We start from the raw sequence: 20,202 nt of genomic DNA, 5'->3' as shown, positions 1-20,202 counted from the left end.
GAGCATGTCCTACGACACCGTCATCCAGCTCACCTCCGAGGCCCTGATGATGTGCGTGCTGCTGTCGCTGCCGGCGGTGGCGGTCTCGGCCATCGTGGGCCTGCTGGTGTCCTTCTTCCAGGCCATCACCTCGCTGCAGGATTCGAGCATCTCGCAGGGCATCAAGCTGCTGGCCGTCACGGTGGTGGTGTTCGTCGCCGCGCCGTGGGCCGGCGCGACGCTGCTGCGCTTCTCCGAAAACATCCTGGAGGCCTTGTTCCGATGAAAACCGAGCGGGCCCACGACAGCGCCGCCGCCCTGCTGCGCCAGGAGCGTGCCGAGAACCGCGACCGCAAGGCGCACGACCGCCAGCACGAGCACGGCCAGTTCGGCGGCTATGTGTTCCGCCACCTGCGCTCGCGGCCGGCCTCGGTGCAACTGCCGGCGCTGCGGCGCCCGCCGCGGGCGGCCGGCCCGCGGCCGCGCCCGGCGGCCAGCCATGCGTCGAACCAGCACCATGACGAGCCGCTTGCGCACGACCGCGACCCGGCCGCCTCCAACTGGCTGCTCACTCCCGACCAGCCCCGCGTGGTGGTCGAAGCCGGCGGCGGCGGGGGTGCCGAAGACGGCCACCACGAGCAGGACGAACACCGCCGCATGCTGGCGCGGGCCCAGGGCCGCAGCGAGGCGCTGGGCTACTCGCTGCAGTGCCGCACCCTGCCCGACCCGCGTGGCGCCGGCCAGGCGCTGAAGCAGCGGCTGCTGGCCGCCGCACTGCCCGGTGCGCAGGCCTTGTTCGGCGCCGCTGGCGGCCTGGCGGGCGACGAATCGGCCTTGCTGCAATCGGTCATCTCGCTGGTGGCGTCGGCCGCGCAGGCGCCGCCCACCGGCGCGGCCCTGCCGCTGAGCGCGGTGATGCTGGCCGCCGCCGAGGCCTGGCTGCGCCACACCCGCTCGCCGCAGGCGTTGAGCCTGGCGCAGGTGAAGCAGGCCCTGTTGTCGGCCCGGCTGCCGCGCGATGGCGGCGTGCACAGCGAGCGGGTGCAGAACGCCCTGATGCTGCTGCCCCTGCTGGTGCTCAACCTGACCCGCCCGCGCACCGGCGCGCAACGCGAACAGGCACTCGAGCGCCTGCAGCTGATGCGCCAGTCGCGCGGGCTCTACTGAAGAACCGGGACGAAGGAATCGCGGTGAGCGCAGACGTCTATTGCAGCCTGGTGGTGGACCTGTGCCAGCTGATCGGCCTGCCCGACGCCGACGAGGTGCTGCGGCGCGGCGCCATCGAGGTGGAGGGCTTCGAGGTGCTGCTGGGGCACTTCGAGTCCGACCCGCAGGCGATGTACCTCAACTTCCACTTCGGCATCGTCACCGCCGGGCGCACGCTGCGCACCTTCCAGTTGCTGCTCGAATCCAACCTCACCGTCTATGCCCAGGACCAGGCCCAGCTCGGGCTCAACCCCGACACCGGCGGCGTGCTGCTGATCGTGCGGGTGCCGCTGACGCCGGACATCGATGCCGCGTGGCTGGCCGAGACGCTGACGCACTACACCGAGCATGGCCGCTACTGGCGCGACAACATCCTCAATGCCAGCGACGAGATGTTCACCGGCATCTGCGCCGGGGACTACTTCTGGGTCAAGGCCTGAGGCCGGGCCGGCGCCCGCGCGCTTCGCGCCGCCGGACCTTGCTTCGCCCGGGCCACTGGCGCCTGCACCAGCCTGCCTAGATTGGGGGCTCTGGCTGCCCGCCCCGGGGGGCCGACCGCCTGCAGAAGGACGTCACCATGAGGATAGGCCCGGCCTCGGCCCGCCCCCCCGACAGCACCGCCGAGCGCAACCGCACCGATCCCCGGGAGCCGGCGGCGCCGCGCCTGGCGGATGCCACCGAATCGCTCGGCAACCTGCAGCGCCGCGGCCCGGTGAAGCTGCGCGTCGGGGCGGTGCCCTTCCACGCCCGCGCCAGCATCGGCCCCACCGCGCCCGACGTGCACGGCCCCCCGGGCCGGGCCCCGCAGCAGGCGGTCCTGACCGGCAAGCAGCTGTCGGCCAGCCGCGCGCAGGGCATGCAGCAGCGGCTCGAGCAGGGCACCGCCATGCTCACCGGCCGGCAGCATCCGCCCCAGGGCCCGCAGCGCACGCCGCACACGCTGGACGCCTTTCGCTCGCCCGAGGCCTGCCGCGAGGCGGTGCTGAAGCTCTTCGGCCCGCAGGCCGGTGAGCTGGCCGCGCAGCTGCTGCAGCATGCCGCAGCGGCCGGTGCGCGGCCGCTGGAGCAGCCGCTGCTGCTGGCCACCGCCCTGCACGGCGTCTGCCACCAGGACCATGAGCTGGCCGCCACTTTGCTCGGCCGCCTGGACGGCAGCCGCATCGGGCCACCGACCGCCACCGAGGCGACCTCGCTGCACCGCTTGCAGCGCGCCCTGGCCGCCACCCCGGCCGGCATGGACGCGCTGTGTGCGCTGGAAGGCGTGGCCCCCGCGCAGCGCGCGGCCTACCGCACGGCACTGCAGGTGTCCCACCATCTGCTGGCGCGCGGCGTGGACCCCGGCGGCAGCGGCACCGCCTCGCTGGACGACTTTCGCCGCCTGGCGGCGGCCGACCCGGCCTCGGCCCGGCCAGTCGGCGGGCGCGACGACGGCCCCCACCAGCTGGCCCAGCAGGCCCTGCTGCATGCGATGTCGCAGCTCAAGGGCGACACGCCGCTGAACACGCGCCATCGGGCGGCCTATGTGGCATGGCGCAATGGCTATACCGAAAGCGGCAAGGGCAGCGACTTCGAGAAGACACTGCAGCGGCTCGCCAAGTTCGTGCCCTATGCCGAACGCGGCCAGCACGGCGTGCGGCCGCGTTCGGTGGCCGGCCTGGCCAACGGCATCGTGCGGGCGCTGGCCAAGCCGTTCGGCAAGCAGCTCTCGCCGATGTCGCAGATGCGCGAAGGCGCGCATGGCGCCACGCTGGGCGAGCTGAAGGCGGAGCAGCAGGCCTTCCAGGCCGGGCTGCGCGACGCCATCGCGCCGGTGCGCGAGGGGCTGCTGCAGCAGGCCCAGGCGCTGGCCAGCCGGGCAACCCGCACACCGGCCGACCATCGGCAGCTCGACCGCCTACTGACCCGGGTGGCGACGCTGGACCAGTGGCAGGCGGTGTCCCGCCTGGGCATCAAGCCCGATGCCGCCCGGGTGCAGCAGGCGGCCCAGGCGCTGCTGCCGCGCCATGCGCTCGACGCCCGCGAGGTGCAGCGCGAGCTGAAGGACATCGGCAAGCTGCAGCTCAAGACGCTGCAGGCCTGGGGCGCCGAGGCGCTGCCCGCTGCGGAGCGCGCCGCCTTCGCCACCCGCATGGAGCAGCTCGGCGAGACGGCCACCGGCAAGCCGACCCGGCCGAGGACCTTCGGCATCGAGGACATGCGGCAGTTCGCGCTCAAGGTGGTGAGGGGCAGCGACGTCGCTCGCTTCTCCGACGGCGGCACGCGCGGCGTGCAGGTGGCGCCGGCCGTCAACCTGGCCGACCTGCAGCTGCCCTCGGTCGGCATCGGGCCCGACGTCAAGCTCGAGAGCGGCCGACATGCCACGGTGCAGTTCGGCGTCTCTTCCATCGGCGGCGAGGTCTTCATCGGCAGCGAGCGCCGGCGGGCCGGCCACCTCGGCGTGGCTGCCTTCTTCGGCTGGAAGCTGCATGAGCACGCTGCCGCCGGTGTCAATGCCGGGGGCAAGTGGGCGGTGGAGACCCTGGCCGGCGAAGGCGTGGCCATCCGCACCCGCAAGGGCGCCGACCCGAGCTGGAAGGAGAAGTCGGCCGACGTGGTCAACTTCCTGTTCGACCAGGTGCAGCCGCCCGCCGGCGGCCGACGCCCCGCCGACAACGCCGACCTCTGGCAACGCTTCGCGGACCGCTTCCACGACGAGCCGGACGTGTCGGTCAACTGGGTCTCGCAGCAGGGCCGCACCGACCGCTATTCGGCCTCGGTGGGGGCCGGCGTGCGGGCCGACATCGCCGGCTGGCGTATCGGGCCGGCCGCCTCGGCCGGCGTGGAGCACAGCCGCAGCACCAACCTGCGCGACGACCAGTCCGGGCAATGGAGCAGCTCGGTGGCGGCCAAGGGCAGCCGCACCCAGGTGAACCTCAGCCTCTCGTTGGCCGGGGGCGCGCCGTCGCTGCAACCCTTCCAGGACGCGCAGGGGCAGCCGACCTCGATGTTCGGCGTGCAGTCCTTCTCCTGGCCGGGTGCCACGCTGCTCGGCGTGGGGGTGGACCTCACCTGGCGTGGCGAGAACGGCGTGACCCGGCTGACGCAGGAGCAGGGCCGCCTGAGCCCGGACCTGAGCTTCCAGCAGCGCGAGTTCGCCACCGCCAGCGACTTCGTGGCTCACATCGAGCGGCATCGCAGCGAGTGGGAGGCGCAACTCGGCCAGCGCGACGCCCAGGGCGTGCTCACCGGCGGCAGTGCCGCGCTCGACGCCTTCCTGCGCGAGGTGAAGAGCCTGCCCTGGCCCGGCAACAAGACCTTCATCGAACGGCGCAGCCTGGAGCCCGAGGTGGCTGGCCGGGTCGATGCCTACAACGCCCGGGCCGCCACGCTGCGCGGTGCAGGCGACGTGGACTTCAGCCGCGCCCCGCTCGGCGAAGCCGCCCGCGGCGAGCTGCAGGCGCTGGAGAACGAGGTGCACCGGCTGCTGTGCGATCCGGCCAGCTGGCGCCCTGCGCGGCTGTATGCCAGCGAGACCAACAGCACCCTGAAGGAAAGCGGCATCGACTTCGTGCTCAAGCTCAACGGCCGCGGCGAAGCCAGCGCGAGCCGCGACCTGGTGGCGCTGTCGGCGGACCGGGGCGCTGCGCCGGCCCTGCCGGCGCAGCAGGCGCAGGCGGGGGCGACGACCGCCACCCCGCCGGTGTCGAGCTCGACGCCGACGCCGATGCCGATGCCGATGCCTACACCCACATCCGCAGGGACACCGCCACCGACACCCGCACAGCCACCCACCGCCACGCCCGCCCTCACCGCCACCACCTCCGACGACGAGATCCGCCAGCTTGCCCGGCAGACCGTCGAGGCGATCTTTGCCCAGGTGGCGCGCGAGGCGGCCGAGCGCCGCGAACCGCCCGCAGGATGACCCGCTCGAGGTGGTAAAGCCTGCCGGCCGCCGGGCGGCCCCGCCGCGCCGGCCCGGCCCTGCGACCTGACGCGGCAGGATTTCCCGTGGCGGCACGCCGCTTGCACGGTAGGAGCTACCCAGGAGGAGTTCCACCATGCAAGCATCCAAGCTCGACTGGATACGCCGCTGCGCCGAACGTTTTCTGGTCCGGCACCCGGCGCTGGAGACCGACCAAGCCATCCAGCTCGCTGCTGCGCTGTGGAGCCATGCCGAGCGCGAAGAGAGTCCGGAACAGGCGGCCGACGCTGAAATGGCGGTCTGGCAAGCCCACCTGGAACCGCACGCCATCGCGCCCAATCTTCAACCGGAGACGCGCCATTGACGCGCCTCGCCGCAGGAGTCGTTATGCAGTCCACTCCCCGCAGTTCCCGCCCGCAGGGCACCCCGCAACGCAGCACCCGCGCCCCGGCCGAAGGCGTGCTGCCCGACCAGGACGTGTCCTACGACGCCGCCCCGGCCGATGACGGCACCTCCGGCGCCACGCCGCAGGCGCGCAGCAGCGAGGCCCCGGTGGAAGGCCGGCCGCAAGGCACGGCTGCCACCGGCCAGCCGGCCGACTGCGTGGGCCGCCAGTGCGAGGAAGCCGGCAGCGGCAACAGCCTCGGCGACGGTCGCACCGCGGGCGGCGACTACAACGCTGCCAAGCGCGACCGGCTGCAGCACTGAGCACCCCATCCATTCCCACCCGGCCGCACGGCGCCCCGCGCTGCTGCGGCCTTCGACAGGAGTCACGACCATGCCCAATGCCAACCGACCCGCCGGCCCGGCTTCGCCCAAGAAGGAAGCGCTGGACCATGTGAAGACGCGCGAAGGCCTCGACGAGACGGCCCGCGAGATCGGCGCTGCCGCAGTGCCGGAAGCGCACCGCCCGCCGGCACGCTCCAAGGACGCCGACAACCAGGATGACATCAAGGGCTGAGCCCTCGCCTCACCCGTCCACACGGAGCACACCATGCAGACCACGACCAAGATTTCCTGGATCGAGCGCTGTGCCGAATGCCTGCTGAGCCAGCGCCCCGAGATGGATGTGGACCAGGCGGTGGAACTCGCCGCCGAACTGTGGGAGCGCGACGAGGAGGGCGGCGCGCCCGAGGACGTCGCCGCCCGGGCCGCGCAGCGCGCGCCCCGCCGCGCCTTCTCGGCCGCCTCGCGCCGGCTGATGCGCACGCCGGTGCACTGAAGGCGGTCCGGCCGCCAGCCCGCGGCCAACCCGCCGTCAGCCGGCCGGCTGGCGCCGCGGCGGCAGGCTGTTGTGGATGGCGGCGGCCGCGATCGCGGCCTGGCCCAGCGCCACCGCCACCTGGTCCAGGCTGCTGACCACGTCGCCGGCGGCATAGAGACCCTCGACGCTGGTGCGCAGGTGGCTGTCCACGGTGAGGCAGCCGCTGGCGTCCATGGCCGCCCCCAGCTGGCTCGCGAGTTCCGAGCGCGCGGTGGAGCCGAGGGCGGCATACAGCACGTCGAAGCCGTGGCGCTGGCCGTCCTCGGCCACCGCCGTGGCCGCGCCTTCGGCGCTCTCCTCCACACCGGTGAAGGGCCCGTCCAGCACCCGCACCTGGGCCTCCTGCAGCCAGCCGAGCGCTTCGGCATCCGGCCGGTCGCCGGGTTGCAGGCACAGCAGCGTGACGCGCGCGCTGTAGTTGCGCACGAACAGCGCCTCGCGCGCGCCATGCCGGCCGCGGCCGACCACACCGATGCGCTGGCCGCTGAACTCGAAGCCGTCACAGATCGGGCAATAGCGCAGCAGGGCCCGCCCGCGCAGCGCGTCGATGCCCGGCAGCTGCGGCTCGACGTCCACCACCCCGGTGGCCAGCACCACGCTGCGGCTGCGCCACACCCGCGCACCGGCCTGGGCGGTGAACACGCCGTCGCCCGCATCGCGCCGCAGTTGCTGCACCTGGCCGGACTCGACGCAGCCACCGCAGCCCTCGAGCTGCTGCCGCAGCCGCTGCAGCAGCTCATGGCCGCTCACCCCATCCGGAAATCCGGGGCAGTTGTGTGAGGTCGGGATGCGCTTGGCGCGGCTCGCGCCGGCATCGAGGATGCGCACGTCGCGGTGGAAGCGGCGCAGATAAATGCCCGCCATCAGGCCGGCCGGGCCGGCGCCGATGATGAGGCAGTCGTGCAGGGGAGACGAGTCGTTCATGTCGGGAAAGCCTTTCGATGAAGCAGCGCCGCAAGCGGCGTGCCGCCGCTGGCGCGGCGATTGCTGGAAAGGCTCGTTGCCACAGCGGAGCAGCTGCATGACATCCAGCCCATCGTCCCCGGCCGGCCACCTGGTCATCATCGGCGGTGCCGAAGATCGCACCGAGAGCAAGTCCATCCTGCAACGTTTTGTCGACCTTGCCGGCCACGGCAAGGTGCTCGTCATCACCGCTGCCAGCACCGAGCCGGAAGAGATGTGGAAGACCTACCGTGAGGCCTTCGGCGAGCTGGGTGTGCAGGACTGCGAACATGTGAAGATCCTCACCCGTGAAGATGCCGACCAGGCTGCCTTGGCGGCCAAGGTCGAGGCGGCCGGCGGCGTCTTCATGACGGGCGGCGACCAGAAGCGCCTGCTGGCGCTGCTCGGCGGCACCGAGCTCTGCAAGACCATGCGCAATGCCTATGCCGAGCAGGGGCTGTGCGTGGGCGGCACCAGCGCCGGCGCCTCGGCCCTGTCGGAGCACATGCTCTCGCGCAGCGCCGCCGACGTGCACCCCGAGCGCGAGGCCGCCTGCCTGGGCGTCGGCCTCGGCTTCGTGGCCGATGCCGTCATCGACCAGCATTTCTCCGAGCGCCAGCGCCTGGGCCGGCTGCTGGCCGCGGTGGCCCACAACCCCAAGCTGGTCGGCGTCGGCATCGACGAGAACACCGCGCTGGTGGTGCATGGCGGACGCGGCCTCGAGGTGGTCGGCGACGGCGCGGTGACGTTGATGGACGGCCGGGACATGGGCTTCGACTTCCTCGAGAGGGAGGACGGCTCGGCGCTGCAGCTGGCCGATGTGCGGGTGCATCTGTTGCCTGCCTCGGCCCGGCATTTTCCGGATGACCAGGCGCCGTCGCAGAACGTCTCGCCCCGCATCCGCGACCTGGTCAGCGGGCTCTGCAAGGTGCAGACGCTGTAGGGCGCGTCGCCGCCGCGGGGCGGTGTGGGCGGCACGCGACAGGCACGGGCCTTGCCGGCCCCGCTTCTACTGTCCCTTCCAGGAGGTCAACAATGCAAGAGCGTGATCTGCGCGGCGCCACGGTGGTGCTGACGGGCGCTTCCAGCGGCATCGGGCGGGCGGCGGCCATCGCCTTCGCCCGCGCGGGTGCCAACCTCGTGCTCGCCTCGCGCCGCGATGCGGCCCTGCGCGAGGTGGCCGCCGAATGCGAGCCCTTCGGCGTCGAGACGCTGGTGGTGCCGACCGACGTGACCAGCGCCGACGCGATGCACGACCTCGCCGAGTCCGCCTTCGCCCGCTTCGGCGCCATCGACGTGTGGATCAACAATGCCGGCGTCGGCGCCGTCGGGCCGTTCACCGACACACCGGCAGAAGCCCACGAGCAGGTCATCCGTACCAACCTCATCGGCCACCTGCATGGCGCGCATGCGGTGCTGCCCTATTTCCAGTCGCAGCGCTCGGGGGTGCTGATCAACACCATCTCGGTCGGCGGCTGGGCGCCGGCGCCTTACGCGGTGGCCTACAGCGCCAGCAAGTTCGGCCTGCGCGGCTTTTCCGAAGCGCTGCGCGGCGAGCTGACCCGCTGGCCCGGCATCCACGTCTGCGATGTCTTCCCGGCCTTCATCGACACGCCGGGGCTGCGCCATGGCGCCAACTACATCGGCAAGCTCATCAAGCCGCTGCCGCCGCTCTACGACCCACAGCGGGTGGCCAATGCGATGGTGTCGCTGGCGCGCCGCCCGCGCCGCTCGGTGACGGTGGGCGGCGCGGCCACCGTGATCCGGCTCGGCCACTTCCTCGCGCCCGGCCTCACCACCTGGATGATGGGCCGGCTCACCGAGTCCTACTTCCGCCGGGCCCAGCCGGTGCCGCGCACGCACGGCAACCTGTTCGAGCCGCCGCCGCAGGGCGGTGGCATCTACGGCGGCTTCCGCTCGCCGGCCCTGCGCCGGGCGGTGCCGGCGGCCGGCGTGCTGCTGCTGGCCGGCACTGCGCTGGCGCTCTACCTGCAACGCCGGCGCTGAGGCCAGGCCATCGCCATGCCGGGCGCCTGCACGCAAGGCCGACCATGATCGGCATCACCCCCTGGCACGCGCTGGACGACCTGCGCCGCTGGACCGGCCTGGGCCTGGACGCCGCCGGCCTGGCACCCCGCCAGACCCCCAGCACCGACGTGCTGAACGAGCCGGGCCTGCGCCTGCGCCGCTACCCGGCGAACGGTGCCGGCGGCGCGGCCCTGCTGCTGGTGCCGGCGCCGATCAAGCGGCACTACATCTGGGACCTGCACCCCGGCTGCAGCGTGGTGGCCCATGCGCAGCGCCGCGGGCTCGACGTCTGGCTGTCCGAGTGGACCGAAGCCTCGCCAGAGGACGGGCTGGACCGCTACGTGTCCCACCTGGCCCGCTGCGTCGACACCATCGAGGCGGCCACCGGCCAGGTGCCCCACCTGGCCGGCCATTCGCTGGGCGGCACCTTGGCGGCGCTGCATGCCACCCGCCACCCCGACCGGCTGCGCGCGCTGGTGCTGCTCGAAGCACCGCTGCATTTCGCCCAGGACGCCGGGGCCTTTGCGCCGCTGCTGCAGGCCACGCCCAGCGCCACGCCGATGGCCGCCGCGCTGGGCCGGGTGCCGGGCAGCGTGCTGAACGCCGCCGCGGTGCTGGCCTCGCCGAAGGAATTCATCTGGCAGCGGCGGGCCGCCGGCCTCGCGGCCGCCGCCCGCGGCGGCGAGGCGCTGCGCACCTACCTGATGGCGCTGCGCTGGAGCCTGGACGAATTAGCGCTGCCCGGCCGGCTGTTCGCCGAAGTGGTGGACGGCCTCTACCGGCAGGACCGGCTGATGCGGGGCGAGCTGGAGCTGCTCGGCCAGCGGGTGCGGCCGGCCGACCTGCGGGCCCCGCTCGCCACCGTGGTGGACCCGCGGGCCGACGCGATCCCGCCCGCCTCCGGGCTGGCCTTCCACCATGCCGCATCGAGCGCCGACAAGCTGGTGCTGTCGTACGACGGCGATCCCGACGTGCTGCTGCAGCATGTCGGCAGCCTGACCGGCGAGAGCGCCCACCGCCGCCTGTGGCCGGCCCTGTTCGACTGGCTGGCCCGCACCTCGGCGCCCGCATGACCGGCCACCCCGTGCGGCAGCGCCTGCACCGGCCGGCGCCCGGAGTAACATCGCCGCCTCGCCAGGCCCGGCCAGCGCGCTGCCTGGTGCCCGCCTGAACCCACCCTGCTGCCCACGATGCCCGCTCCACTTCTGTTGCGCCTTGCCGGCGGCCTGTCGGCCGGCCTGCTGTCGATGTCGCCGGCCGGCGCCGCGCCTGCGGCGGCGCCCGGCCAGGTGCCTGACACCATCGCCCAACGTGCCGCCGCCTGCACCACCTGCCATGGCAAGGAGGGGCGGGCCACCAACCAGGGTTACTTCCCGCGCATTGCCGGCAAGCCGGCCGGCTACCTGTACAACCAGCTGGTCAACTTCCGCGAAGGCCGCCGCCATTACCCGCTGATGACCTACCTGGTGGAGCACCTGTCCGACGCCTACCTGATGGAGATCGCGCAGCACTTCGCCTCGCTCGACCTGCCCTACCCGCCGCCGCAGACCAGCGGCGCACCGGCGGCCCAGCTCGAGCATGGCCGCCGGCTGGTGCAGCAGGGCGACCCGGCCCGCCAGCTGCCGGCCTGCGTGGCCTGCCATGGCAACGCGCTCACTGGCGTCAAGCCGTCCATTCCCGGGTTGCTGGGAGTGCCACGCGACTACCTCAACGGCCAGCTGGGCGCCTGGAAGAACGCGCAGCGGCGCGCCCATGCGCCCGACTGCATGGCCAAGATCGCCAGCCAGCTGACGCCCGAGGACATCGCCGCCGTCTCGACCTGGCTGTCCTCCCAGCCAGTGCCGGCCGATGCAAAGCCGGTGGCGGCCCTGCCCCAAGCGCTGCCGGTCGCCTGCGGCGGCGTGGGCGCACAGTGAGGAGCGCAGCATGAAGAAGACGCTGCGGATCCTGTTCCTCCTGCTGCTTGTGCTGCTGGCCCTCGGCCTGGCCGTGACCCTGCTGCATGTCCACGACGAAGAGGCACTGGAAGCCGGGCCGACGGCTGCCGCCGGCACCGGCGACGCGGCGCTGGTGCAGCGCGGCGCCTACCTGGCGCGCGCCGGCAACTGCATCGCCTGCCACACCGCCCGCGGCGGCGCCCCCTATGCCGGCGGCCGCGCCATCGAGACGCCCTTCGGCACCCTCTATGCCAGCAACCTGACGCCCGACGCCCGCACCGGCCTCGGGTCGTGGAATGCCGCCGAGTTCTGGCGCGCGATGCACCACGGCCGCTCGCGCGACGGCCGGCTGCTCTACCCCGCCTTTCCCTACCCCAACTACACCACCGTCACGCGCGAGGACAGCGACGCCCTGTTCGCCTACCTGAAAAGCCTGCCGCCGGTGGCCCAGCCGACGCCCGCCCACCAGCTGCGCTTCCCGTTCGACAGCCAGCTCGCACTGGCGGCATGGCGGGTGATGTTCTTCCGCCCGGGCAGCTACCAGCCCGAGCCGCAACGCTCGGCGCAATGGAACCGCGGCGCCTACCTGGTGCGCGGACTGGGCCATTGCAACGCCTGCCATGCGGCCCGCAACGTGTTCGGCGCCACCAGCGAGCGCCTGGAGCTCAGCGGTGGCCTGATCCCGATGCAGAACTGGTACGCCCCTTCGCTGAGCGACGCCGGCGAGGCAGGCGTGGCCAGCTGGCCGGTGGAAGACGTGGTGGCGCTGCTGCAAAGCGGCGTGTCGCCGCACGGCTCCGCCATGGGGCCGATGGCCGAGGTGGTCTACAGCAGCACCCAGCACCTGTCGGCGGCCGACCTGCGGGCGGTCGCGGTCTTCCTGAAGGAGCTGCCGCAGGCTCCGGCCCGCCCGCCGGCCAGCGTGGCTGCCGCGGAGCCGGCCGAGCTGGCGCGCGGCGGCAAGATCTACGAGGCGCAGTGCCTGCAGTGCCATGGCGCCTCGGGCGAGGGCGCGCCGCGGGCCTACCCGGCGCTGTCGGGCAACCGGGCCGTCACGCTCGGCACGCCGGCCAACCTGATCCAGGTGGTGCTGCACGGCGGCTTCGCGCCGTCCACCGCGAGCAACCCGCGCCCCTACGGCATGCCGCCCTTCACCCATGTGCTGGACGACGCCGAGATCGCATCGGTGCTGACCTACATCCGCCAGTCCTGGGGCAACCAGGCGGCACCGGTGTCGCAGCTGGACGTGCTGCGCTTCCGGCAAGGCCGCGGCGAGTAGCGGCGGCGGCCGCGGTGCGGCCCGCCCTCGCGGCCGGGGCTCAGCCCGCCGGCCCGTACAGCAGGTCCGAGCGCAGCACGTACTTGCTGCCGGCGGTGAGGGCGCGGCCCTCGTGCCAGGTCTCGTGCACGAACAGCAGCGCGGTGCCGACGGCCGGCGCCACCTGGAACTCGCGGAAGTCGGTCTCGCCGCCGGAGAAACCGTCATTCAGGTAGAGCAGGAAGGTCAGCCGGCTCTCCAGCCCGCGTTCGCGCAACCGGCCGTCCTTGTGCATCTTGAAGCGCTGGCCGGGCAGGTAGCGGTAGAAGCGGAACTGCTCCGAGACTCCCTGCGCCACCTGCCCGTCGATGACAGGCAGCGGCAGCCGCCGCAGATCTTCCCAGAACGCGGCCGCCCAGGCAGGCGAGGGGTACAGCAGGCGGTCGTTGTTGCGGATGTGGCTCATCATTCGCACGCCCTGCGCGGTCTGCACGCCGGCCGCAGCGAAGCCCTGCGCCTCGGCGGCCAGGATCAGCGCGGCACAGGCCTCGGGGCTGCGAAAGCCGGGCAGCGAAAAGACATCCGGGTGGTGGTGATCGATCTGCACGGGGCGATTCTCGCGGCTCGCCGCACCGCCGCCGCTCCCACGCTTTGTTTTCTGTGTGAACATATCGGCCTTGCCGATCCCTGCGCCGACACCGCGCCGACCCACTGCCTGACCACCGACGAGAGCCCATTGCCATGCCTGCTGCGCTGCCCCCCGCCCTGCCCGACTTCCACCGCCGCCAGGCCGTGCTCGACCATGTGCACGACATCCTGGCCTTCTACCATCCGCGCGCGGTCGACCCCAGCGGCGGCTTCTTCCACTTCTTCAGGGACGACGGCACCGTCTACGACGCGCACACCCGCCACCTGGTGAGCAGCACCCGCTTCGTCTTCCTGTGGGCCATGGCCGCGCGCCATTTCGACGAGCCGGCCTACCGCGACCACCTGCAACGCGCGGTGCGCTTCCTGCGGGAGGTGCACCGCAACCCGGCCACCGGCGGCTATGCCTGGCAGCTGCGCTGGCAGGACGGCCGGGCCGAGGTGACCGACGCCACCAACCACTGCTACGGCCTGGCCTTCGTGCTGCTGGCCTATGCGCATGCGCTGCAGGCCGGCGTGGCGGAGGCGCGCGAATGGCTCGACGAGACCTGGGAACTGATGGAGCAGCGCTTCTGGGAGCCGCAGCACCAGCTGTACGCCGACGAAGCCACGGCCGACTGGCAGCTGCTGCCCTACCGGGGCCAGAACGCCAACATGCATGCCACCGAAGCCCTGCTGGCCGCCTACGAGGCCACTGGCGAGGCACGCTTCCTGGACCGCGCCGCCACGCTGGCCGAGTCCATCGTGCAGCGGCAGGCCGGCCTGGCCGGCGGGCTGGTGTGGGAGCATTACCGCAGCGACTGGACGCCCGACTGGGACTACAACCGCCACGACCGCAGCAACATCTTCCGGCCCTGGGGCTTCCAGCCCGGGCACCTGACGGAATGGGCCAAGCTGCTGCTCATCCTCGAGCGGCACCGCCCGCTGCCCTGGCTGCTGCCACGCGCCGAGGCCCTCTTCGAGGCGGCGATGCAACACGCCTGGGATGCCGAGCACGGCGGGCTGTACTACGGCTTCGCGCCCGACTTCTCGGTGTGCGACGACGACAAGTACCACTGGGTGCAGTGCGAGACCCTGGCCGCTGCCGCGGTGCTCGGGCAGCGCACCGGCAAGGCCGGCTACTGGGACTGGTATGACCGGCTGTGGGCCTATGCCTGGCAGCACTGGGTCGACCACCAGCATGGCGCCTGGTTCCGCATCCTCACTCGCGACAACCGCAAGCTCACGGACGAGAAGAGCCCTGCCGGCAAGGTGGACTACCACACCACCGGCGCCTGCTACGAGATCCTCGGCACACTCCCCGCCGCCTGAGGCGGGCCCGCGGCGGCCGGGAGCCGCCGCGGCTCAGGCCCGTGCCAGCGCCGGGGCGGGTGCCACCGCCTCGCGCACCGACTGCGCCACCGCCGGGCTCATGTTGAGCGGGCGCAGCGAGACGCCGGGATGCTGCTGCGCGAACACGCGGAACAGCTCGTCGGCAAAGGCCTGGCCGATCACCGGCACGTCGGCGAAGTCGAGCTCCACCGTCTGGAAGGACTGGAAGCGCGCCACGATGCGCTTGGCCTGGGCACGCGACTCCAGGTCTTCGCCGGCCAGCCGCGCCAGCCGCATCGGCACCACCGTGCGGCCGAAGTCGGCGCCGTCGGCAGCGGCGTGTTCCTCGTACACCTGGGCCAGCGTGCGGGTGGTGTTCAGCGGCAAGGACATGAAGATGGTGCTGCCCGGGCGGTGCAGTGGGTTGGCCGACAGCCAGTCGCGCCGCTGCCAGTGCTGGTGCTGGTAGACCAGGCCGTTGGCATAGAGGTCGAAGACGTCGAACAGGCGCGAGGTGAAGAACAGCCCGCGGCCGGTGTGGCGCTCGGGCTGGCTCGTCAGCTTGCCCTTGCTGAGCTCCAGCAGGGCCAGGCGTGCGTCATCGATGTCGAAGGCATCGCGGATACGGTCGAACACGCCACACCCGTCGTCGCTCATCAACAGGTGCAGGTGGGTGCGGTTCTGCCGCATGGACACCGTCACCTGGCTGCCACCGCTGTGGTCGATGGCGTTGTTCAGCAGCTCGGTGTAGGCGTGGTGGGCCAGGCCGGCCACGCCTTCGGGCAGGTCGAAGCAAGGGGCGAAGTCGCGCTCCCAGGGCGTCTGCTCATCCAGCCCGGCCAGCCGGTAGCTGCGTGTCACCTCGCGCATCACGCCGGGGCGGTAGCTCGGCCGGCTGCGGCCTTCGCGCACCAGCCAGCCGCTGTCGATCAACTCCCGCAGCGCGCGCGAGGCGGTGCTGCGGCCGACCCCGAAGCGCCGAGCCGCCTCGGCGCTCAGGTCTTGTGGATGGAAAGTGGCTCCGGTCGTGATCCAGCGTTGCAGATCGACGCGGTTCAGGCGTTGCATGGCATCCCCGTCTCGCTTGAGAAGGTGCCCAGTGTGCGCAATCCGGCCCCGGGCGAATGCCGCAAAGAGCGCCGGAAAGCCGGCTTTTATGCCACTTGCCAGCAGGCCGAAAGCGGCCCGGCCACGGCGCGGCACCGCGGCGGCCGGCACCCGCCCTGCCTACTGCGACACGCGCACCTCGCGCCCGTGCAGCGGCTGCACCGGGCGGGCATTGGCCGGGTACAGGCGGCGGAAGGCCTTCAGGTGCTCGGGCTGCACCCGCATCGGCTCGCGCAGCACCATCCAGTGCACCCCTTCCGAGCAGGGCGGTGTCGTCAGCGAGCCTTCGAAGTCGTAGTAGCCCCGCTGTGCCGGCAGCAGCGCGTTCAGGTCCAGCGCCAGGTCGGCCACGCTCAGCGTCTCGCCGGCACGCTGCGGCAGGTGGGCCAGCACCTCGTCGAAGGCCGAGCCCGCGGCGCCGGGTTGCAGCAGCACCGCCACCACCCCGAGCCGTCCTTCGGCATCCCGGTGCACGAAGTGCGCCACCATCGCGCTGGACTTGCCCGCCACCTTCTCCTCGCTGGGCGTGTGGAAGTGGAACTGCAGCAACTCGTAGCGCCGCTCGCCCACCTGCAGGGTCTGCCCGCCCGGCACATTCACCTGCACCGTGTGGCCGTTGTTGAAGATGGCCGGCGCCACCTTGCCGTAGCTGAAGCCCAGCTCGGGCAGCGCGGCCGGCGTGGCGTCGCGGATGTCGATCGGCGACTGGCGCTGGCCGCTGGCGCAGGTGGCGAAGCCGGCATCGAGCCGGGCCCAGTGGGCGGTGCCGTGCGAGCCGGCATAGCCCCAATGCGGCGGCGACTTCGCCGGCTCCGCCACTGCGGCGGACAAGGAACACAGGGCCATCGAACACAGCGCGGCGCTCAGGCGCGGGGAGAAGCGGAACATCAGGCAGCCTCATGGTCAGCTCGGCAGAGCCGGCTGGCCCCTGACCATCAGGGGGCCGTCCGCCAAGCTGCAGGCTCAACGCTCGCAGGGTGGCGACGTTGACCGCGCCACGCCAAAAACCTGCGCTTCCTTCTTCCGGTGCGGCGTCAGGGCGGCGCCCGCCCGCGGACACCGGGCGGCCCTCAGCCGCGGACCCGCTCCCAGGCATGGCGCACCGCGCGCCGGAAGTGCTCCCACGGATGGCTGGGATTGACGCGCGTCCACATCCGCCGGGCCTGCGGCTCCACCGCCTCCCAGCCCCAGCCCAGGTACCGCCGGTCGTGCCCCAGGCCACGGCCGAAGCGGTAAGCCGGCAGGTAGTCTTCGTAGCGGGCGCCGGCGTCGCCATAGGTGGCTTCGAAATGAACGCGGAAGTCGTGCTCCGGGTCGGCAGCGGCGGCCGGTGCGCCGGGCTGCGGCACCTCGTCCTGCAGGACCGGCAGGGCACTGCCGGCCAGGGCCGGCGGCGGGTCACGGCGCGGCAGCGGGGCGGCCTCGACGCGCGGCGCCCCGGCGGCGGCGGCGGTGGCGGCTGCACTGTGGCGGCGGTCCATGTGCTCCTCGATGTCCACCGCGCCGGCCTCGAGCAGCGCCTCGCGCGCCAGGTTCACGCGCGGCTCGTCGTCCACCTCCACCTGGACCCGCGCCGCACCGCGGCCCGGCGGCTGGCCGTCGGGCTCGTCGCCCGTGCCGAACAGGCTGTGCCAGAAGCCGCGCAGGTGGCCCACCACGCCGCGGTCCTCGCCATGACCGTCGGGCTCGCCCGCGGCCTCGCCGTCCGGCGCCAGATGGATGCAGTCGTGCTCGATCCCGCGCGCGGCCAGGGCCCGGGCGGCTTGCTGGGCCGCGGCATAACGGTCGAACACGCCGACCACGGTTTGTCTCATCGCCAACTCCTTTCTGCGGGGTCCTGCGTGGCAGGCCGGGTCACCCGCGGCCCGCCGCGCGCCCAGGCGCCCGGCCGCGCGGGTGCCGCGGATGTATCGAGCGTGGCAATGCAGATGCCTGTCGCAGGAGGCTGCCGCGGACGCCGCCGGCCCGGCAGGCAGGCCGGTGGCGGCGAGTGGGCCGGTGCTCAGGGCTCGAAACCGGGGTCCTGGCGCAGCACGTCGAGCACCGCGCCGGCACCCGCACCGCGCGTGCCGGCGGGCGGCACGGTGGCAGCGGCAGGCGGTGGCGCGGCCGGCGGCGAAGCGCCGTTGCCGGTCATGTCCTGGCGCAGGCTGCGCACGGTGCGCTCCAGCTCCGCAGCACCGGGCAGCGGTGCGGACGGCGACCCCTCCGGGCCGGCAGGCCCCTCTTCCTCGGGCTCGGGCGGCGGCGGCGGTGCACCATCGGGCGGCACCTCCATCAGCGGATCGGCCGTGCCGGAGGCTTCCTCCCCCGGCAGCTCGGGCAGGGCCGACGGGGGCGGGTAGCGCGAGGGCGGGAAGCTCGCGCCGGCATCGATCGCCTTGCGCTTGAGCAGGCTGCGGAAGAAATCGCCCACCACCAGCGCCGCGTTGTGCGCGCCCTGGCCCCAGTAGTCGCTGCGCATCGTCACCCGCTGGTCGTTGAAGCCCACCCAGGCGCCGCCCACCAGCTGGGGATGCATCAGGATGAACCAGCCGTCCGTGTTGTTCTGGGTGGTACCGGTCTTGCCCGCAAAGTCGGCGCTCAGGCCGAAGCGGTTGCGCACGCCGGCGCCGGTGCCTTCGCGCATGACGCCGCGCATCATGTCGATCAGCTCCACCGCCGACTCCGACGAGAAGGCCCGCTCGCTGCGCGGCGCGAACTCGGCCAGCACCTCGCCGCGGGCATCGGTGACGCGGCGCACGAACACCGGCTCGCGCCAGTCGCCCTGGGCCGCGATGGTGGCATAGGCGTTGACCATCTCCAGCAGCGTCACCGGGCTGGTGCCCAGCGCCAGCGACGGCACCGGGTCGAGCCGGCTCTCGCGCACGCCCGCCGCGCGCGCCAGCGCGGCCACATCCGGCACGCCAACCTCTTGCATCACCTGCGCGGTGATGGTGTTCTTGGAATAGACCAGGCCTTCGCGCAGGCTCATCTCACGGCCGCTGGAGCCCGACATGTCGGTCGGCCGCCAGACGCTGCCGTCGGCCTGGCGCAGCTCCACCGGCGCATCCAGATAGTGGCGGTAGGGCTCGATGCCGTTCTCCAGCGCCGCCGCATAGACAAAGGGCTTGAAGGTGGAGCCCGGCTGGCGCTGGGCCTGCACCACATGGTCGAACTGGTCGCGTGCGAAATCCCGGCTGCCGACCCAGGCCTTCACTTCGCCGGAGCGCGGGTCGATCGCGACGAACCCGGCCTCCAGCCGCGTCTTCTCTTCCCGCAATCGGGCCAGGAAGGTGTCGTCGGCCTGCAGCGCGGCCAGCGCCTCGGCTTCGCTCGTGCCGGCCGCCACCCGCTTGCGGAACTCGGCGGATTCGCGGATGAAGGCCGCCTGCAGCGCCTGCCCCTGGCGCCAGAAGTGCGCGAACGGTTCGGCCTTGCCGGCCGCCCGGTAGGCAGCCGCGCTCGACGACAGTGCCGGCAGGCGCGGCCGGCTCCACTCCACCGCAGCCACCTGCTGCAGGGCGTCGGTCTGCTCGCTCAAAGCCTGCTCGGCCGCGGCCTGCATGCCGGCGTCCAGCGTGGTCTGCACCACCAGGCCATCGCGGTAGGGATCCAGCCCGCGCAGCTCGGCCCATTCCACCAGCCATTTGCGCACGTGGGCGGCGAAGTGCGGCGCGCTGCCCAGATCCTCGCTGGGGCGGGTGAACTGCAGGCCCAACGGCCGGGCGGCCAGCGCGCGCGCCTCGTCCTCGGCCAGCACGCCGTGGCGCGCCATCTGCGACAGCACCACGTTGCGCCGCGCCAGCGCGCGTTCCGGGTGGATCACCGGGTTGTAGTAGTAAGTGCCCTTCAGCATGCCGACCAGGGTGGCGCTCTCCAGGGCGTCCAGCGTGGCGGCGGATTTGCCGAAATAGGTGCGAGCGGCCATCTCGATGCCGACCACGCCATACAGGAAGGGCACGTTGTTGAGGTAGCTCTCCAGGATCTGCTGCTTGCTCAACACGCCCTCGATGCGGCGCGCGGCGATCATCTCCTTGACCTTGCGGTTGAGCGACCGCGAACGGCCGATGTCTTCCGGGAAGAGGTTGCGCGCCAGCTGCTGGGTGAGCGTGGAGCCGCCCTGCGGATCACCCAGGGCGGTGTGCAGCACCGCCGACACGCTGCGCAGCAGGTCCACCCCGCCGTGCTCGTGGAAGCGGTGATCTTCGGTGGCGATGAGCGCCCGGACCAGCACCGGCGAGACGCGGTCCAGCGTCACCGGCTCGCGGGTCGTGCGGCGCAGGGTGGCCAGCGTCTGGCCATCGGCCGACAGCAGCACGCTGGGCCGCTCGGCATGCGCCGAGCGCAGCGCCGCGGTGCCGGGCGTGGCGGCCGCCATGACGGCAAGGTAGGCGCACAGCAGCACCGGCAGGCCGATGGCCAGCGCCAGCAGCCACCGGCGCAGCCGGCGCGGCGAGGTCGGGCGCCGCGCGGGGCGCCGTTCGATGGGCCGCTCGCGCGGCGCCCTGGGGGCAGTGCTCAAATCGGACTCCGGCTAGGGGGCACGTCGAGCACGGCCCCGGGGCTGGGCGATTGCAACAGCCCCCGGCGGGGGCCGTGCAACCGGTCACTACGATAGCGCCCCGGCGCGAGCGGTTCTTGC

Annotated in this window: 20 protein-coding genes; 14 read left to right on the top strand and 6 right to left on the bottom strand. The window is 72.8% G+C overall.

The genetic code is table 11. From position 1 onward, the window contains the following. The first annotated feature begins 4 nt into the window (after nucleotides 1–4). The 8 genes from sctS to N7L95_RS18160 all read left to right on the top strand — a co-directional run bounded on the left by sctS (nucleotide 5) and on the right by N7L95_RS18160 (nucleotide 6,308). Nucleotides 5–265, top strand: coding sequence for a type III secretion system export apparatus subunit SctS (sctS, locus tag N7L95_RS18195; protein ID WP_301256662.1), 261 nt, complete (start codon nucleotides 5–7; stop codon nucleotides 263–265). After that, on the top strand, nucleotides 262–1,146 hold the full coding sequence (locus tag N7L95_RS18190) for a hypothetical protein (protein ID WP_301256661.1): 885 nt from the start codon (nucleotides 262–264) through the stop codon (nucleotides 1,144–1,146). Before sctS ends, N7L95_RS18190 begins: the two co-directional genes overlap by 4 nt. Nucleotides 1,147–1,169: 23 nt before the next feature. Further along, nucleotides 1,170–1,625 carry a type III secretion system chaperone family protein gene (locus N7L95_RS18185; protein WP_301256660.1) on the top strand — a complete coding sequence of 152 codons (456 nt, stop codon included), beginning with the start codon at nucleotides 1,170–1,172 and terminating at the stop codon, nucleotides 1,623–1,625. Nucleotides 1,626–1,762: 137 nt separating this feature from the next. Beyond that, nucleotides 1,763–5,086 (top strand): hypothetical protein, encoded by a 3,324-nt coding sequence (locus N7L95_RS18180; protein WP_301256659.1) that lies wholly within the window; start codon nucleotides 1,763–1,765, stop codon nucleotides 5,084–5,086. 136 nt (nucleotides 5,087–5,222) lie between these two features. Then, nucleotides 5,223–5,450: a hypothetical protein gene (locus N7L95_RS18175; RefSeq protein WP_301256658.1), complete on the top strand. Its 228-nt coding sequence runs from the start codon at nucleotides 5,223–5,225 to the stop codon at nucleotides 5,448–5,450. Nucleotides 5,451–5,473: 23 nt separating this feature from the next. After that, on the top strand, nucleotides 5,474–5,794 hold the full coding sequence (locus N7L95_RS18170) for a hypothetical protein (protein WP_301256657.1): 321 nt from the start codon (nucleotides 5,474–5,476) through the stop codon (nucleotides 5,792–5,794). A gap of 70 nt (nucleotides 5,795–5,864) precedes the next feature. Beyond that, on the top strand, nucleotides 5,865–6,047 hold the full coding sequence (locus N7L95_RS18165) for a hypothetical protein (protein WP_301256656.1): 183 nt from the start codon (nucleotides 5,865–5,867) through the stop codon (nucleotides 6,045–6,047). 33 nt (nucleotides 6,048–6,080) lie between these two features. Then, nucleotides 6,081–6,308, top strand: a complete 228-nt coding sequence (locus N7L95_RS18160) for a hypothetical protein (protein ID WP_301256655.1) — start codon at nucleotides 6,081–6,083, stop codon at nucleotides 6,306–6,308. 36 nt (nucleotides 6,309–6,344) lie between these two features. Here N7L95_RS18160 and N7L95_RS18155 read toward each other — a convergent pair whose 3' ends face one another. Then, nucleotides 6,345–7,274 carry an NAD(P)/FAD-dependent oxidoreductase gene (locus tag N7L95_RS18155; RefSeq protein WP_301256654.1) on the bottom strand — a complete coding sequence of 310 codons (930 nt, stop codon included), beginning with the start codon at nucleotides 7,272–7,274 and terminating at the stop codon, nucleotides 6,345–6,347. 97 nt (nucleotides 7,275–7,371) lie between these two features. On the opposite strand from N7L95_RS18155, the gene N7L95_RS18150 reads away from it, so the two are divergent. From N7L95_RS18150 to N7L95_RS18130, 5 genes are all read left to right on the top strand, one after another. Beyond that, nucleotides 7,372–8,235 carry a cyanophycinase gene (locus N7L95_RS18150; RefSeq protein WP_301256653.1) on the top strand — a complete coding sequence of 288 codons (864 nt, stop codon included), beginning with the start codon at nucleotides 7,372–7,374 and terminating at the stop codon, nucleotides 8,233–8,235. A 92-nt stretch (nucleotides 8,236–8,327) separates the two neighbouring features. Continuing rightward, a complete protein-coding gene (locus N7L95_RS18145; RefSeq protein WP_301256652.1) occupies nucleotides 8,328–9,299 on the top strand; it encodes an SDR family oxidoreductase in 972 nt (323 codons plus the stop codon). Nucleotides 9,300–9,343: 44 nt separating this feature from the next. Next, on the top strand, nucleotides 9,344–10,393 hold the full coding sequence (locus tag N7L95_RS18140; RefSeq protein WP_301256651.1) for an alpha/beta fold hydrolase: 1,050 nt from the start codon (nucleotides 9,344–9,346) through the stop codon (nucleotides 10,391–10,393). Between the two features lie 117 nt (nucleotides 10,394–10,510). Beyond that, complete coding sequence (locus N7L95_RS18135) at nucleotides 10,511–11,236, top strand: c-type cytochrome (protein WP_301256650.1); 726 nt, start codon at nucleotides 10,511–10,513, stop codon at nucleotides 11,234–11,236. A gap of 10 nt (nucleotides 11,237–11,246) precedes the next feature. Beyond that, nucleotides 11,247–12,536, top strand: coding sequence for a cytochrome c (locus N7L95_RS18130; RefSeq protein ID WP_301256649.1), 1,290 nt, complete (start codon nucleotides 11,247–11,249; stop codon nucleotides 12,534–12,536). A 40-nt stretch (nucleotides 12,537–12,576) separates the two neighbouring features. Here the strand turns inward: N7L95_RS18130 and N7L95_RS18125 are convergent, their stop codons facing one another. Further along, nucleotides 12,577–13,122, bottom strand: a complete 546-nt coding sequence (locus N7L95_RS18125; RefSeq protein WP_301256648.1) for a 2OG-Fe(II) oxygenase — start codon at nucleotides 13,120–13,122, stop codon at nucleotides 12,577–12,579. Between the two features lie 134 nt (nucleotides 13,123–13,256). Here N7L95_RS18125 and N7L95_RS18120 point away from each other — a divergent pair, with 134 nt between their 5' ends. Then, a complete protein-coding gene (locus tag N7L95_RS18120; RefSeq protein WP_301256647.1) occupies nucleotides 13,257–14,471 on the top strand; it encodes an AGE family epimerase/isomerase in 1,215 nt (404 codons plus the stop codon). A gap of 33 nt (nucleotides 14,472–14,504) precedes the next feature. Here N7L95_RS18120 and N7L95_RS18115 read toward each other — a convergent pair whose 3' ends face one another. The 4 genes from N7L95_RS18115 to N7L95_RS18100 all read right to left on the bottom strand — a co-directional run bounded on the left by N7L95_RS18115 (nucleotide 14,505) and on the right by N7L95_RS18100 (nucleotide 20,082). Further along, complete coding sequence (locus tag N7L95_RS18115) at nucleotides 14,505–15,539, bottom strand: STAS-like domain-containing protein (protein WP_301256646.1); 1,035 nt, start codon at nucleotides 15,537–15,539, stop codon at nucleotides 14,505–14,507. Between the two features lie 159 nt (nucleotides 15,540–15,698). Next, nucleotides 15,699–16,466 carry a carbonic anhydrase gene (locus tag N7L95_RS18110; protein ID WP_301256645.1) on the bottom strand — a complete coding sequence of 256 codons (768 nt, stop codon included), beginning with the start codon at nucleotides 16,464–16,466 and terminating at the stop codon, nucleotides 15,699–15,701. Nucleotides 16,467–16,648: 182 nt separating this feature from the next. Beyond that, nucleotides 16,649–17,392, bottom strand: coding sequence for a hypothetical protein (locus N7L95_RS18105; protein WP_301256644.1), 744 nt, complete (start codon nucleotides 17,390–17,392; stop codon nucleotides 16,649–16,651). Nucleotides 17,393–17,580: 188 nt separating this feature from the next. Continuing rightward, nucleotides 17,581–20,082 (bottom strand): penicillin-binding protein 1A, encoded by a 2,502-nt coding sequence (locus N7L95_RS18100; protein WP_301256643.1) that lies wholly within the window; start codon nucleotides 20,080–20,082, stop codon nucleotides 17,581–17,583. Nucleotides 20,083–20,202 lie beyond the last annotated feature (120 nt).

Source organism: Eleftheria terrae, from assembly GCF_030419005.1.
In the GTDB taxonomy this organism is placed as follows: Bacteria; Pseudomonadota; Gammaproteobacteria; order Burkholderiales; family Burkholderiaceae_C; genus Caldimonas; species Caldimonas terrae.
Note: the sequence above shows the minus strand (reverse complement) of the source record. Positions and strands in the feature narration are given on the sequence as shown.